Source organism: Hirschia litorea, assembly GCF_042665075.1.
In the GTDB taxonomy this organism is placed as follows: Bacteria; Pseudomonadota; Alphaproteobacteria; order Caulobacterales; family Hyphomonadaceae; genus Hirschia; species Hirschia litorea.
On record NZ_JBHTBR010000005.1, the window covers coordinates 386,038 to 401,041 of the forward strand.

Below are 15,004 nucleotides of genomic sequence, written 5' to 3' on the forward strand. Positions count from 1 at the left end.
AAAACTCATGGTAGGGGAAGACGTAAAGTGAATTGAAAAGGCTGGGCATGAGCAACATTAAAACAATCGGTGTCATTGGTGCCGGACAAATGGGTAACGGAATAGCGCACGTTTGCGCCCTCGCTGGTTTTGATGTGCTGTTGAATGATGTTTCACAAGACCGCATTGATGCTGCCTTAAACGTGATCCAGAAAAACATGGTGCGACAGGTTTCCAAAGACCTCATCACCGAGCAAGACATGGATGAAGCGCTTGCCCGCATTCAACCCGGCCTTCCCATTGAACGCTTATCAGAAGCTGACATGGTAATTGAAGCGGCGACAGAAAAAGAAGCCATCAAAGCTCAAATCTTCAGAGATGTGACACCACACCTAAAAGATACTGCGATGCTCGCGACCAACACATCCTCTATTTCAATCACACGCTTGGCAGCTGCTACTGATCGCCCAGATCGCTTTATCGGTGTTCACTTCATGAACCCTGTTCCTGTGATGAAACTCGTGGAAATCATTCGTGGATTAGCGACAAGCCAAGAAACATATGATGCTGCGGCGTTCATCGTCGGCAAAATAGATAAAATCCTGACAAACTCAGAAGACTTCCCCGGCTTCATCGTAAACCGTATTTTGATGCCCATGATCAATGAAGCTGTTTACACATTATATGAAGGTGTTGGTTCGGTAGATTCAATTGACACTTCTATGAAGCTAGGTGCCAACCACCCAATGGGACCACTTATGCTCGCCGATTTTATCGGATTGGATACATGCCTCTCCATCATGCAAGTCCTTCACGACGGTTTGGCCGACACAAAATATCGCCCCTGCCCACTGCTCGTAAAATATGTTGAAGCTGGATGGCTTGGCCGCAAAACAAATCGTGGATTTTATGACTACCGTGGAGAGACTCCTGTCCCAACACGTTAACACTCAAATAGAGATAGCCCACAGTCTTTAAGATAAAAGCTACAATATTTAAACTATTCTTGTGCATCTATTGAGTCGACTTAATAGGAATAGATGTACAAAATGGTCTGCACTACTACAAAACAATCTCGCAAATACCTAAAATCAAACTCAGGCTCTGTTGCCCCAATGATCGGGTTGTCGGTATTTGCGCTTGTTATGGTTGTCGGCTTAACAGTCGACGTACGCCGCACGCAAGTTGCAAAAACCCATACACAAGACGCAACAGATGCTGCAGTGCTCGCCGCAGCACGCGGTTATTTGCTTGACCAAGATGCAAAACCTGAAGCTCGAAAAGCCAAAGCCCAAAAAATCGCCTCAGACTATTTGCGTGCAAACCTGCAAGCAACTTCTGCTAATTTCACAAGCGCCGACATCAATTTAGAATTCAAAAAAGATGGGGAAATTATAGGCCACACTTCCGCAGAAATAGACCTGATATTTGGAAACTTGTTCGGTAAAAACAAACAAACGATCAAAAATATTTCAGCAGTGAAGGCAGGTAATACTGAGTCTGTTGAAATCATGCTTGTGCTCGATAACTCAGCCTCCATGTTTGAGGGCAGCCGCATGACCATTATGCGCAATGCTGCAAAAGGCTTTGTTGATACCATGTTCGACAAAGCCTCTCTTCCCAATTCTGTTAGAATTGGAGTTGTTCCATGGGCGGCCACCGTCAATATTAATTCGGAAAAACCCGGCACATGGAAACCAGGAAAAGCAACTAAAACCACCGTACCTGATGCGGGCAGCCGTACGATTCCCAAAAGTGCTTTTGAAGACCGCACCAAATATTTAACCGCACCATGGACTTATTCTGGCTCATATTCTAATTCACAAATTAAAGCTGATTTCGCCCCTGTTGAATGGCGCGGATGTATCAGCGCTGCAAAAGGTGAGCGCGAAGTAAAATCAAACGGTGACGTAAAAAAATCCCTCTCTGATGCCAGCGTGTCTGGGATGAAGTGGCCTGCCCTGCGTGTTTTACCTGAATTTTATCCGGTTCAATACGTAAAATACCCATCCACCACGCCCACACCGACCCCAACGCCAACGCCTACGCCTTCTTCCACCTCCACGCCCACACCAACTCCCCCGCCACCTCCTCCCCCGCCTCCGCCACCTCCTCCGCCACCACCAGTAGGCAGTCAGGCTTCTATCTCACCCGACTATAGTCAGTATCCATATATGACGCCCACGCCATATCAGGATTATGTATTGGAAAGAATTGCGAAAGTTAGCCCTGTTAAACCAAATGGCGGCCACAGTGATGGGTGTCAGTGGCTCAACTATTATTCCATATACAACAAGCCAGAGTGCAATATTGGCGACTCCTACAAGCAGCCAGATGCCTCCATTTGCGAGAATGGGTGTCAGGTTATGTCATGTGAAGATGCATTCCATACTCAACACGGGTTTGACGGCGTGAGGAATACATACATGCCCGCCGATATGCCGTGCAGCAGCACACAAACAATCATTCAAGAGGACAACATCTACGCGTGTACATCCGACCCGAATGAGTTCCAATATATATCAAAAGGCGGCAATGCTTGTCCCGGCTTGCCCACGAAAGATTTCATGCCTTGGGATGATATCAAACCCATCGCTGGACCAAATTTAAACTGTCCAACGGCCATGCTCGGTATGTCGGGAGATCGCCGACAGCTCATTGACAAATTGGACCACATGTACCCCGCGCCTGGCGGCACGCAGGCCGACGTTGGCTTGATGTGGGCTTATCGCATGATGTCATCACGAAGCGCTTGGACAAAAATGTTTGGTTATGATGCCAAAGCTGCTCCCAATGATTTTGGAGACATGACAACCAAAAAGATGATGATCCTTCTGACGGATGGGAAAAATGAAGCGCCTTATCATTTTGAAGGATATTATGGCTGTACAGAAACAGGCGTTCCCGGATATCCTGAATATGGGCGTGGTCTTGCAGGAAATTGCCCCATCTCATCTGGCATTGACGACCTGAGTGATAAATCTCTCAACAATCTCATGTTGGATGCTTGCCAAGCCATTAGAGATTCAGATGTAGAACTCTACACCATTGCTGTAGACTTAGACGCAACTAATTCTGATGAAAGTAACGCGATATCTTTATTAAAAGAATGCGCAGATGATTCTGCACGTGCTTTCAATATTTCTTCAGGACAACTTGATGAAACCTTCCAAAATATTGCTTTAGGCGCCCTAAGATTAACGAAATAATCATTATCTTTAACTAATACGGGGAATAGCGTCATTTCCCCGTATTTTATACTTAATCAATACTCAATGGAATTGAGCAATTCAAACTTCACTCGCCAGTAAAATTTAAATCTCAATACCTTATACTCCTCTATCAACGCTATTGTTAGAGGCAGAAATATTGTGCAGTTGATCAGACGAGAGATACGTAAATTCTGTAAGAATACAGCAGGTGGCATTGCCCCCATGTTTGCTGTCGTATTTTTGGCGACTATGTTCATAGTCGGTTTCACGGTTGATTTTCGTCGTATGCAAACTGCGGGTTCACACCTGCAGGCAGCGACAGACTCCTCAGTACTCGCAGCGGCGCGTGCCTATATTCTCAGCACCAGTGAAAAAGACGTTGCCAAACGCCAGGCTGCCGCAAGTAAAGTTGCGAAAGATTATCTTCAGGCAAACCTCGCATCTTTCAATGCTGATTTTAAAAACACCGACATCAAACTTGCCTTCAACGCAGATGGTGAAATTACCGCTGATTCTAAAGGTGACTTAACACTCATTTTTGGTGGTTTGATGGGCAAAAACAAAAACACGATCCCAGCTCACGCCGCAGCAACCATAGGCGACTCTCGAAAGCTAGAAATTGTATTGGTTCTGGATAATTCAGGTTCCATGACCACCTCCAACAGAATGAAGCAATTGCGCAAAGCTTCCATCAGTTTTGTGAACAGCGTTTTTGATAATGCCGTACACCCGAATTCCGTGCAGATTGGTGTTGTCCCGTGGAACGCAACAGTCAACATCAATGTGGAGCGCCCACTATCATGGGATCCATCTCCCGGCCCTGCTGCCAATAATTCCAATTATGGAGATGGCGCAAAGTCTGGCGTCCCGCTTCAAGATTTTACAAACCATCTCTTCCCACCAAAATTCAACGATTATAGTACATACCGCAATTCAGACATTAAAAATGACTTTGGAAGCGATGGCTGGATGGGCTGTATCATGGCCACAAAGGATGAGCGCAAAATAACAAGCTCAGGCAGTATCTCTGTCCTCACTGACGTGCCTCCTTCTAAAATGAAATGGCCTGCTCGTAAGGTTTCAGGATGGGACCCAAACTATCACTGTCCAAGTGAAATGTTACCCATGTCTCAGAGCCGTCCACAAGTCATTAAGAAGCTGAACCAACTTAACCCCGGTGGAAATACACACGCAGACATCGGTCTCATGTGGGGCTTCCGTATGTTTTCCAACAAAGCTAACTGGGTAGGCTTTTTTGGCTACAACAACGCATTAAAGCCTGATGATTTTGGCTCACTACAAACACGCAAGATAATGATCATGCTGACTGATGGTGAGAACACGACATCAAATAGCGAAGGTTATAGTTACTACGGTTGGTGTACCTACACAAAACACTACAAATATAATCGCTGGGGCTATCGCTATCACAGTCACACCACAAAAGACTGTGAAAGACCCGAAGGTATAGAGAAAGAAGAATTGTCTGGATCAGACCTCGACGGCCTTATGATAGATGCGTGTAAAGCTATCCGAAAAGAAGAAGTCGAACTCTACACAATCGCGCTTGATCTACACTCTTACTATAATGCGGACGCTATTTCACTGCTGAAAGATTGTGCTGGAAAAGAAAGCCGCGCCTACAACATTACGGGTGATGAATTAGATAAAACCTTCCAAGAGTTAGCATCAAAAGCGCTGCGACTTTCGGAATAAACCGACACCTGCACAACATATTTAAAAAGGCCCATATCCGCATGTGATAGTGGGCCTTTTTTGCATTCATTTAGGCATCATCTGCAATGGCTTTAATCAGCCCGATAGCATTTTCACTTGCCCAGTCTGCCCCGCCAGATAATCGCCCGACTTCTTTCCCTTCGCGATCATAAACAATCGTCGTCGGCATCCCCTTAGCGCCTGTCTCATAGGCAATACCGTAGGTTTTATCGAAGAAGAAATCCAGCGTACCACCCGTCCATTGCTCTAGCGCTTTTCTTGAGTTTTCACGGTTAAAATCACGGTCCACAGCGACCGCCAAAACCTTCACGCCACTATCGGCTAAAGCTGTTTGCAAACGCCCTAAAGACGGCATTTCCTCTTCACAAGGCGGGCAAGCCTCAAACCAGATATTAAGCACCACTACCTGACCTCTAAAGTCTTCAAGGCTCATGCTTTGACCATCAACATTGTCAAAACGTGCCGCTGGTGCCATTTGTCCAGACGTGAATTCAAACGCTTCTAAATCGCCTTTTGCATACTTATTCAGCCCTGTCCCCCCTACATTTGGCGGACTACTCGCTGAAAACAGCGCAAAAACGACAAATAATGCACCGACAATCAACATTGCGGGTATGCCAAAACGAGTAATGGCTTTAGGCATGGACGCAAACTCCTAAACGTTATGAGACTTTGAACAGATATGACCGTGAAGCCAGATAATACCAGCTCAGATACGCGCTCCAACTCTAAAGGACAAGAGATGTGGGGCGGACGTTTCAGCGCACAGCCTGATGAAGTCATGCAAGCCATTAATGCCTCTATCGGTGTTGACCAACGCTTAGCCGAAGAAGATGTGGCTGGCTCAATTGCACATGCAAACATGTTAGCTGCTCAAGAAATCATAACCGAAGCTGATCGCGACGCTATTTTAGGTGGACTTGATAAAATTATCGAAGAAATCCGCGCAGGCGAGTTTAAGTTTTCCGTGGCGCTGGAAGATATTCACATGAATATTGAAGCCCGCCTAAAGGAACTAATCGGAGAGCCTGCAGGCCGCCTCCACACAGCACGCTCTCGAAATGACCAAGTCGCCACTGATTTCCGTCTCTGGGTAAAATCGTCTTGCACAGCCCGATTGGACCAAATCGAAAGCTTGATGAAGGCGCTTCTAAAACAAGCGGATGCTCATGCTGATTGGGTCATGCCTGGTTTCACACACCTTCAAACAGCCCAACCCGTAACGGTTGGCCATCACTTAATGGCTTATGTGGAAATGTTCTCACGAGATTTTTCACGTTTTGCCGATGCCATTCACCGCATGGATGAATGTCCACTGGGTGCAGCTGCGCTCGCGGGTACAGGCTTTGAAACAAACCGCTACATCACTGCGGAAGCTCTTGGATTTAGTCACCCAATGGCAAATTCATTAGATGCTGTATCAGCACGTGATTTTGCTATTGAGAGCCTCTCAAGCATAGCGATATGCGCACAACATCTCTCGCGTCTTGCTGAAGAGATCGTGATCTGGTCGTCTGCGCCCTTCTCATTCGTGCGGTTATCGGATGCATGGTCAACTGGCTCTTCCATCATGCCACAAAAGCGCAATCCCGATGCTGCGGAACTTGTCCGCGCCAAAACAGGCCGCGCCAATGGATCGCTAATCTCCATGCTCACAATTATGAAGGGCTTACCACTCGCCTATTCAAAAGATATGCAGGACGATAAACAGATTGTGTTTGAAGCTTTCGATAGCCTCGACCTATCTCTTCAAGCCATGACGGGCATGATCGATTCTATCACTTTCAATAAAGCCAATCTGGCAACAGCTGCAGCAGGTGGTTTCTCCACGGCAACAGACCTTGCTGACTGGCTTGTACGTGAACTCAATATCCCCTTCCGTGAAGCACACCACATTACCGGAGCCAGTGTAAAAGCCGCCGAAGATAAAGGCGTCCAATTGTGGGATCTATCTTTAGAAGAGCTTCAAGCTATCGAACCGCGTATTACAAAACAGATATTTGATGTATTAAGTGTAGACGCATCTGTTGCCAGTCGCCAAAGTTATGGTGGCACAGCACCCGTGCGTGTGCGCGAACAAATCGCCTTGTGGAAGGAACGCTTATTATGAAACCGGTAAAAATCGTTTTGGGCTTTATTGCCCTCGCCTCCGTGACAGCTTGTGGTCTCAAAGGTGATCTTGAACGCCCAGAACCTATCTTCCGCAAAGAACAGCCACCCGCACCTGCGCCGGCTGAGCCTCCAGTGTCTTCATCAAAACCTACACCTGAACAAGATGTACCAGATGATGAACTACTCGGCGGCCCACTAGACTAAGACCACACCTACACCTGCCTATATGCTCTGCGGTGTCAGCCCCATCGCAGGCGCAAAGCAAAACATAGGCATACAAGACAAGACACACACTTATGCACCATTTCAACTATGTTGATGGACGCCTTCATTGCGAAGGCGTGCCGCTCGAAGAGATCGCAAAAACGGTCGGAACCCCAACCTATGTGTACTCTACAGCCACACTCGAACGCCACTATAATGTGCTAGCCAATGCGTTTGAAGGCTCCAAATATCTCATCGCTTATTCAGTAAAAGCGTGTGGAAATATTGGTGTAATTTCAACCCTCGCCAAACTCGGTGCAGGTGCAGATGTTGTCTCCGGCGGCGAACTTGCTAAAGCCCTGCACGCAGGTGTTCCCGCAGAAAAAATCGTCTTCTCAGGTGTCGGAAAAACACGCGCTGAACTCACAGCCGCTTTAAAAGCTGGTATCCACCAATTCAACGTCGAGAGCTTCCCTGAAATGGAACGCCTCAATGAAATAGCGATTGAACTTGGCAAAGTTGCGCCTATCGCATTTCGCGTAAACCCTCACGTTGATGCAGGCGGTCACGCCAATATCTCCACAGGTGGCGCTGAACACAAATTTGGTATCGCATGGCATGAAGCCGCTCAAATGTATGCCAAAGCAGCCTCTATGAAAGGCATTAATCCCATCGGTGTGGATGTGCATATTGGTAGCCAGATAATGGATGTTGAGCCAATGCGCATTGCCTTTGAAAAGGTTGTCACATTGGTACGCGAATTGCGCGAACAAGGTATCGAAATCAAGCGCATGGATCTTGGCGGCGGTTTAGGCATCCCCTATTCGCCTGCGGATAACCCAGATTCACCTTCTCAATATGCGCAAATGATACGCGAAGTAAAACAAGGCGTTGACGTTGAACTAATCCTCGAACCGGGACGCATGATCGCTGGGAATGCCGGTGTCATGCTCGCCAATGTTGAATATGTCAAAGAACGCGATGGACGCACTTTTGTGATCCTCGATTCAGGCATGAACGACCTTGCACGCCCGTCACTGTATGGAGCCATCCATGAAGTGATGCCACTCAATGAAGCTGCGGCGGACGCAGACTATAAACCTGTCGATCTTGTTGGCCCTGTGTGTGAAACAACAGACCGTTTTCAAAAAGCACGCCCAATGGCAGAATTAAAAACAGATGATAAAATCGCCTTTATGTCTGCTGGAGCCTATGGTGCCGTTCTTTCATCACAATATAATGCCAGACCTTTAGCAGCAGAAGTCATTGTGCGCGGCGATCAATACAGCGTGATCCGTCCACGCCCTTCTTATGACGATATCATTGCGTTGGAAAAACAACCTGATTGGTTAGTCTAGTCCAACGCTAAACACAGTAGAGGACCGCATCTGTAATTCATGACAGGCGCACAACGCATATTTAAGATGATAAAGTCCACGCATAAGCGGCTGCATTGGCTCGCTTATGTGTCTGCGTTCGGCGGAGCCGCAATTATTTTAGCGGTGTGGCTTATCCTATCATTATCCGGTGCCACTGAGAGCTTTTCTCCCAAATTACGGGCTGCCTCTACTCTCACAGCGATATTGCTCATAGCCGCACTGATATGGCGTGGAATAAAGCGTTTCAAAACCCCAAGCTTGGATGAGGCACGTCGCCATGTCGATGCTTTGTCAGAATCACGCCCAGCATCTACCTTTACTGACAATCCAACACACCCTCACGCCAAAGCTGCGGCCTTATGGGCCGAACATCGCCTGCGCGTGGCAAAAGAAGCGGCTAGCTTAAACCCGCCATCTCTTCTGGACAAAGCAAGGTCAATCGATCCGCTCTTCCTACGTCTAATTTTGCCTGTCGCAATTTTAGCGTCTAGCCTCTATGCAGGTGAGCATTTTTCATCGCGGTTAAAGTCTACCTTTCACGCCGACTTTGGAAGTATTGTCGGCGCAGATAAACTAAAAGCGCAAGCATGGGTCACGCCGCCCGCTTATACCGGACAAGCGCCTTTTGATGTCAGCAGCAACGAAGAATTTCGCGCTCCAGAAGGTTCTGAATTTACAGTCCGTGTTGAAACGCATGGCAAGCCTAAATTACATCTCTTCTATGGAGATAAACAAGAAACCATCCCTCTTTTGCGCGGCGATGACGGCACTTTTGAAACACACCTAAAACTCGACCTAAAAAACGAAGTGCGCGCTGAAATTCATTGGTGGGGCAAACGCGCCGCCTATACCATCGCGACAAATGACGACAAAGCTCCCAAAATTGAATTTGATGCCTATCCCAAAGTGGACGATAATGATCGCGCAGCTTTCTCATGGAAAGCAGAAGATGATTATGGGTTGGCAAAAATTGAATTTGTCCTGCGCCCATCTAGCGAAAAATCAATCACCAGCAAGAACTCCGATGCTATCCCATTGGAAATTCCCGGCATTGAACCGCGTAAAGCAAATGACGCTACAGCCATTAACTTCACACGCCATAAATGGGCTGGCATGGAAGTTATCGCTTACTTAAAAGCCACGGATGCAGCAGGGCAGTCATCGGCATCTCGGGAAGTAGCATTCCCCCTTCCAGAAAAACTATTCCTACAACCTATGGCTCGCGCCGCTATGGAAGTGCGTAATGTTGTATTGCGAGAAACCGACACTTACACGCCAACCAGCGAAGAAAACCAAATAGCTGAACTAATGGATGATGGTCGCCTCATAAAAGTTGCGCCCTCTAAATTAGAAACCGCTCCAGAGGATATCCGCCGCGCAGCCATTATGCTCGACGCCCTCACCTACAAACCTGAGACCTATTTCAATGACCGCGTCCTTTATCTGGGATTACGTCAGGCCAAAGAAATTCTCGCCACTGCCGACACCAAACCCCAAGCCGATGCCTCAGAAGGTGTTTTGTGGGCGGTTGCCATGCGCGCTGAATACGGCACGATGGCTGATGCTGCTCGCGCTTTAGAAGCAGCACGAAAAGCATTAGAATCTGCCCTCAGAGATGGTGCGCCCGAGGATGAAATAAAACGCCTTATGCAAGCCTATCGACAAGCTGTCGAAAATTATATCGAAATGCGCACCGCCGAAGCTTTACGCCGCGGTATTAGTCCATCCGAACTTGAAGATGGTGTCACAGGCGGAGATTCAACAACAGTTGGAGATTCTGACCTTGAGCGCATGTTGAAAGCCCTTGAAGAGCTTACCGAAACTGGTGCGCGTGACCAAGCGCGTCAACTTCTGTCAGATATGAATGATCTGCTCGAAAATTTAAAAGACATCGAATTTAAGCAAGGAAAAGGCGGTGATGGTCCTCAAGAAGAAGGCCCAATGTCTCGTGCTTTAGAGAAGCTCGCTGAAGAATTGCGTGATCAACGTGACCTTAATGATGACACCAATAGAGCACGCCGCGAGCAAGAACAAAACGATCAATCAGCAGACGGCCCCCAGGGCCCAAGCGGCGGCCAAGCACAAGGTCAACAGCAAGGGGGCACAAGCCTAGAAGACCTTGCAAAACGACAGCAAGAACTCTTAAACCGCCGTCAATCAGGGCTAGCTGGTGAAGCAGAAAATTCCCAACAGGGCGATGAAGGCCCAGACGCTGAAGGCATGGCACAAGGCGAAGATGGCGACTATGAAATGGACGCAGAAGGTTATCGCATATCGCCTCAAGGTGATGCTTTCGCACAGGCTGAAGCAGCCCAAGAAAAAGCACTGGAAGCCTTACAGCAAGGTGATTTAGACGCAGCCTCACGCTTTCAAAAGCAAGCCGAGCAAGCCCTTACGCGCGCCGCTACTGAAATGGCAGAAACTGCCGATAAAATACGCGGAGAAGCAAGCGGCGCAAACGGTGAAGCAGAAAATTCTGACGACCCTCTAGGACGCCCCTCAGGGCAGGGCGTGCCAGGCAGCGGGGATGATGTAGAGGTACCCGATGAAGCCGACCGTCAGCGTGCACACCAAATACTAGAAGAGCTACGCGAACGCTCCGCTAGATCAGGACTGACCGACGAAGAAATGGACTATTTATTGAGACTACTCAAGCGTTTCTAAAATAACGGAACGATATGTTCCACTACTTGTAACATATTGATATTACTCGGGTACTGCGCCCAAATATGGCAATCCACGCCAATGTCCAGCATCATCCATGCCATAGCCGACAAGAAAGCGTGGTGGCGCATCAAACGCCCACGCATCTAGCCCTGTTGGGGCAGCTTCAGGCTTGCGCGCAAACACACATGTAAGCACTTCGCGTGCACCTTTCGCCATCAAATGATGAGACGCAAATTCAAGCGTTCGACCAGAGTCAAAAACATCATCCAACACCAAAGCGCCCCGCCCTGCGATAGATCTTTGAATATCAGCCCGCACAACCACACGCCCAGAACTTTCGCGCGCATCACGATAGCTTTCGAGCCACAATGCATCAAAGCCAACATCAATTCCACGATCTGCTAAAGCACGTAAAAGATCAGAAGCAAAAGGTGTTGCACCAAGCAAAATCACAATCGCTGTCCATGACTTCCCAGCAAGCATTGGGGCAAGCTTATCCGCTGTGAGACCGATACGGATATCAATCTCTTCTTTTGTCAAAATGACATCGAAATTCGCAGCATTAGTGGTGCTCATCTGTATTCCCATGGTCAGAGTCATGATTATCAGACGTAGCATGATCATCCTCTGCATGACTATCTACATCATGTGATTCATCGTAACTTTCGCCATGATCCGCCGCATAAGATTCCGCATCTTCATCTTCAAAGCCTTCCACTGAATCCCTTGGGCTTTCAAAATTTGCTTGCAAATCAAAACTATCCATAGGCGGGGATATGATATGCGCAGTAAACGGACTCGTTTGTCCCGGCGCAACGACACTATCCAGCAGATTCACACGTTCAACATGAACCACTTCTCCATGCTCATTGCGCAATTCTATGCGCACGATAGGAGAGGCTCTGTGGCGGTCAGATACGCTAGTTGCATCGCCTGTGATCGTCAAAATGGGAGTTGTCCCATCAAACGAACGGCGCGCTTCCAATTCCCCAAATTCCAGCCCAAATCGGTTCACTTCCATGCCCATCATCGCATAAACGGAGGCAGTTTTAGGCCAGAACTCAACAACTTCTTGACGGTAGCTTACTGCAGCACTCGCCATGCCAACAAATGTCAGCCCTGAAACAATCCAAGCAGCACTTGCGGCTAACACCCGATTACGGTTACGACGCTTTGCATGACGCTCACGCAGTTCAGCATGTGGCCCAGAACCAGATGAAGAATTTTCTACTGCTTTTTGACGGAGACGTTCCACTTGTGCGCGTGTTAGTCCAGAATCATCTTTATCCTTCGCGTTCGGATCAAGAGTTTGTGGGGGTTTTGCATACCATGAATGGTCACAAGCTGCGCATCGCACATTGCGTCCTGAGGGCCCTAAAGCAGCCTCAGACGTAAAATATCGTGTCTGACAAGACGGACAAATCAAAATCATAATGCTATCGAAAACACACTTTCAGTTAACAATGTCCAACCAATACCTGATATAGTCGCTTAAAATTGGAAACTTTTGGTAACCATGAAAAACATGTCTTTGGAAGAGCCTGCCGTACAATTTAATCATGTGACACTGTCATATGGCCCTGAACAGGACGTTTTGACTCAGGTTTCGATGGAATTGCATGCAAGATCCTTCACCCTGCTAACAGGACCATCTGGTGCAGGAAAAACATCCTTGCTCAAGCTCGCCTACCTTGCTTTGCGCCCAACGATGGGAAGCATCTCCCTATTTGGCGTAGATACTGGCAGTCTGAATCGTGCTGGACTTGCACGTCTACGGCGTCGTGTCGGTGTAGTATTTCAAGAATTTCGACTACTGGATCATTTAACGGCCTATGAGAATGTTGCCTTGCCTCTGAGGGTCATTGGTGATTCTGAAAAACATTATCGCGATGATGTCATCGAATTGCTGCGCTGGGTTGGTTTGGGTGATCGCTTAGAAGCGCGCCCCGAAACACTATCCGGCGGTGAAAAACAACGCGTCGCCATCGCACGTGCCATCGTTGGAAAGCCAGATCTTCTTATTGCAGATGAGCCCACAGGAAATGTTGACCCAGAAATGAGTGAACGCTTACTTCGTCTATTTCAGGAATTAAACAAACGCCTTGGCACAACAGTTCTCATCGCAACACATGACCAAAACATGGTGGACAATGCTGGTGGTGAAGTTCTACGATTAGCGGATGGAAGCGTTATGCATCAAGTTTCAAAAAACAAAGGGCTAATTCTGTAAATGAGCTCTTCTTCCCTTCTTCCCAAAGATGATGCGCGCGATGCGGCCCTTTTTTTCGTGGTTTGTGCGTTATGTTTCCTTGGTGCCCTCGCCGCGCTCTCTGCACGTGCTGCATATTCAGCTGCAAATGACTGGACTAATGATGTCACCGGACAAATTACCATTCGCGTCGAAGGCTCGCCAAAGCATTTAGAAAGAGCTTTACAAATTACTCAATCCTTTGACGGAATTGCCTCAGCACGCGCCCTAACAAAAGATGATGCTGAAGAATTACTAAGTCCTTGGCTTGGCAAAAACGGGGTTCCAGATGGATTGCCATTGCCCCAAATGATAGCTGCCGAGGCGCTTCCAAATGTGACAGGCATCGGAATAAAACTCGAAAAGCTGTTTTCAGAAGAACACATCACCGCCACGGTTGATGATCACGTCGTTTGGTCAGCAGATGTACGTCGCGCAACACGCTCGGCGCGTACCGTTGCTCTATTTGCTGTAGCATTGCTCGCAGCAACCGCAATTGCGGTTATTGCATTTGCAACCCACGCCGATTTGCTAGCGCGCAAAGAGATTGTAAATGTGCTACATTTATGCGGCGCTAGAGACAGCTTTATTGCCGGCATATTTGAACGTCGTTTCCTAGGCTTAGGTTTACAAGCGGGCACTATAGGAGCGGTTCTTGCGTTGGGTGCGGCCGCTTTTCTTTTGTACATGGCAAAACAAAGCGATGGTCAGGTCTGGCTTCTGCCACAATTATCCCTATCCATGATAGATGGTGTGATTCTAGGATTTACACCCATTATTGCAGGCATTTCGGCAATGATGGCCGCACGCATTACTGTCATTCGATCACTTGCTGAATTAGTCTAACAAGAAACCAATACGCTTATGAAAAAACCCTCAAAAAACATTTATAAGGCAATTATTGCGCTTTGTATTTTTCTTGTGGGCTATGATTTTGCCAATTTTGGGAGACGTGCCGAAAAACTGGCAGATGCTAAAGTAACCGCCACCGAATATGATGCCGTTGTTGTCCTTACAGGTGGACGCAATCGTATTGCGCGTGCTTCAGAAATCGCTCAACTCTACAGCCTTCCTCTCTTCATTTCAGGCGTACATAAAGACGCCACCTCCGATGAAGTTGCCATTGCTGCTGGCGTAGACCCTGTCTTTTTTAACTGCTGTGTCACCCTTGGCTATAATGCGCGCACCACACATGGAAACGGGCTAGAAATCGCGAACTGGGCGAAAGAAGAAGATATAGATGGGCTAATCGTCGTGACATCCAACTACCACATGGAGCGGGCGCTACTGGAGCTAAAACGCTCAATGCCACATGTCGAGCTAGCTGGACAATCTGTTGACTCTCCCGTGATTGATGCTGGCGCTTGGTGGACGACACCCACCTCTGCAAAGCGCATGCTCGTAGAATGGTTTAAGTGGCGTGTCGTCAAATTCAGAGACTTACTCACCTAAACGAGCTGCACCTA

General features: G+C 47.8%; 13 protein-coding genes. 10 read left to right on the forward strand and 3 right to left on the reverse strand.

Going from position 1 to position 15,004, the window contains the following annotated elements:
- Positions 1-47: 47 nt before the first annotated feature.
- The 3 genes from ACFQS8_RS10585 (at position 48) to ACFQS8_RS10595 (ending at position 4,907) form a co-directional block, all read left to right on the forward strand.
- Positions 48-926: a 3-hydroxybutyryl-CoA dehydrogenase gene (locus ACFQS8_RS10585; RefSeq protein WP_382167302.1), complete on the forward strand. Its 879-nt coding sequence runs from the start codon at positions 48-50 to the stop codon at positions 924-926.
- A 102-nt stretch (positions 927-1,028) separates the two neighbouring features.
- Positions 1,029-3,188 carry a pilus assembly protein TadG-related protein gene (locus ACFQS8_RS10590; protein ID WP_382167303.1) on the forward strand — a complete coding sequence of 720 codons (2,160 nt, stop codon included), beginning with the start codon at positions 1,029-1,031 and terminating at the stop codon, positions 3,186-3,188.
- Between the two features lie 162 nt (positions 3,189-3,350).
- Positions 3,351-4,907 (forward strand): TadE/TadG family type IV pilus assembly protein, encoded by a 1,557-nt coding sequence (locus tag ACFQS8_RS10595; protein WP_382167304.1) that lies wholly within the window; start codon positions 3,351-3,353, stop codon positions 4,905-4,907.
- A 70-nt stretch (positions 4,908-4,977) separates the two neighbouring features.
- On the opposite strand, the gene ACFQS8_RS10600 is transcribed toward ACFQS8_RS10595, so the two are convergent.
- Complete coding sequence (locus ACFQS8_RS10600; protein ID WP_382167305.1) at positions 4,978-5,571, reverse strand: TlpA family protein disulfide reductase; 594 nt, start codon at positions 5,569-5,571, stop codon at positions 4,978-4,980.
- Positions 5,572-5,610: 39 nt separating this feature from the next.
- Between ACFQS8_RS10600 and argH the strand changes: the two genes are divergently transcribed.
- The 4 genes from argH (at position 5,611) to ACFQS8_RS10620 (ending at position 11,287) form a co-directional block, all read left to right on the forward strand.
- Entirely contained in the window at positions 5,611-7,038 is a 1,428-nt protein-coding gene (argH, locus tag ACFQS8_RS10605) for an argininosuccinate lyase (protein WP_382167306.1), read from the forward strand.
- Positions 7,035-7,244 (forward strand): LPS translocon maturation chaperone LptM, encoded by a 210-nt coding sequence (gene lptM, locus ACFQS8_RS10610; RefSeq protein ID WP_382167307.1) that lies wholly within the window; start codon positions 7,035-7,037, stop codon positions 7,242-7,244. Before argH ends, lptM begins: the two co-directional genes overlap by 4 nt.
- 92 nt (positions 7,245-7,336) lie before the next feature.
- Positions 7,337-8,602 (forward strand): diaminopimelate decarboxylase, encoded by a 1,266-nt coding sequence (gene lysA, locus ACFQS8_RS10615; RefSeq protein WP_382167308.1) that lies wholly within the window; start codon positions 7,337-7,339, stop codon positions 8,600-8,602.
- A gap of 39 nt (positions 8,603-8,641) precedes the next feature.
- Entirely contained in the window at positions 8,642-11,287 is a 2,646-nt protein-coding gene (locus tag ACFQS8_RS10620; RefSeq protein WP_382167309.1) for a DUF4175 domain-containing protein, read from the forward strand.
- Positions 11,288-11,329: 42 nt separating this feature from the next.
- Here the strand turns inward: ACFQS8_RS10620 and ACFQS8_RS10625 are convergent, their stop codons facing one another.
- Positions 11,330-11,866 (reverse strand): phosphoribosyltransferase, encoded by a 537-nt coding sequence (locus tag ACFQS8_RS10625; protein WP_382167310.1) that lies wholly within the window; start codon positions 11,864-11,866, stop codon positions 11,330-11,332.
- Entirely contained in the window at positions 11,853-12,722 is an 870-nt protein-coding gene (locus ACFQS8_RS10630; protein ID WP_382167311.1) for an MJ0042-type zinc finger domain-containing protein, read from the reverse strand. Before ACFQS8_RS10630 ends, ACFQS8_RS10625 begins: the two co-directional genes overlap by 14 nt.
- An 84-nt stretch (positions 12,723-12,806) precedes the next feature.
- Between ACFQS8_RS10630 and ACFQS8_RS10635 the strand changes: the two genes are divergently transcribed.
- From ACFQS8_RS10635 to ACFQS8_RS10645, 3 genes are read left to right on the forward strand one after another with little or no spacing between them, the layout of a single operon-like run.
- Positions 12,807-13,520: a cell division ATP-binding protein FtsE gene (locus tag ACFQS8_RS10635; RefSeq protein WP_382167312.1), complete on the forward strand. Its 714-nt coding sequence runs from the start codon at positions 12,807-12,809 to the stop codon at positions 13,518-13,520.
- Positions 13,521-14,384 (forward strand): cell division protein FtsX, encoded by an 864-nt coding sequence (locus tag ACFQS8_RS10640; RefSeq protein WP_382167313.1) that lies wholly within the window; start codon positions 13,521-13,523, stop codon positions 14,382-14,384.
- Positions 14,385-14,402: 18 nt separating this feature from the next.
- Positions 14,403-14,990: a YdcF family protein gene (locus ACFQS8_RS10645; RefSeq protein ID WP_382167314.1), complete on the forward strand. Its 588-nt coding sequence runs from the start codon at positions 14,403-14,405 to the stop codon at positions 14,988-14,990.
- The last annotated feature ends 14 nt before the right edge of the window (positions 14,991-15,004 follow it).